The organism is Pseudomonas sp. JH-2, assembly GCF_036231725.1.
Classification (GTDB): Bacteria; Pseudomonadota; Gammaproteobacteria; order Pseudomonadales; family Pseudomonadaceae; genus Pseudomonas; species Pseudomonas delhiensis.
Genome location: NZ_JAZAQP010000097.1, coordinates 2,889 through 3,304 on the forward strand (window position 1 = coordinate 2,889; position 416 = coordinate 3,304).

At 53.4% G+C, this 416-nt stretch carries 1 protein-coding gene and 2 tRNA genes; all 3 read left to right on the forward strand.

The features are described 5' to 3' along the window. Positions 1-25: 25 nt before the first annotated feature. Positions 26-99: transfer RNA gene (locus VV867_RS30735), tRNA-Gly, on the forward strand. A gap of 18 nt (positions 100-117) precedes the next feature. After that, positions 118-193 (forward strand) — tRNA-Thr (locus VV867_RS30740). 83 nt (positions 194-276) lie between these two features. Continuing rightward, on the forward strand, positions 277-416 hold a 140-nt coding region (locus VV867_RS30745), incomplete at its 3' end, for a GTP-binding protein (protein ID WP_230986177.1).

The following is a 416-nucleotide window of genomic DNA, read 5'->3' on the forward strand; positions in this document are numbered from 1 at the left end:
GTTTCAAGCGTGAGCGTCAGGCTCCGCGGGTATAGTTCAGTGGTAGAACCTCAGCCTTCCAAGCTGATGATGCGGGTTCGATTCCCGCTACCCGCTCCAGACTTGCTGCTTATGTTTGCTCATGTAGCTCAGCTGGTAGAGCACACCCTTGGTAAGGGTGAGGTCAGCGGTTCAAATCCGCTCATGAGCTCCACTTAACAAAGGCAGATATGAAAGTATCTGCCTTTGTTTTATCGGTGATACGGCTTTCTCAATTCCTAGTGGGAGACGGTCAAAATGGCTAAAGAGAAGTTTGAACGTAACAAACCGCACGTCAACGTCGGTACCATCGGCCACGTCGACCACGGTAAGACCACTCTGACCGCTGCTCTGACCAAGGTCTGCTCCGAGACCTGGGGTGGCTCCGCTCGCGCCTT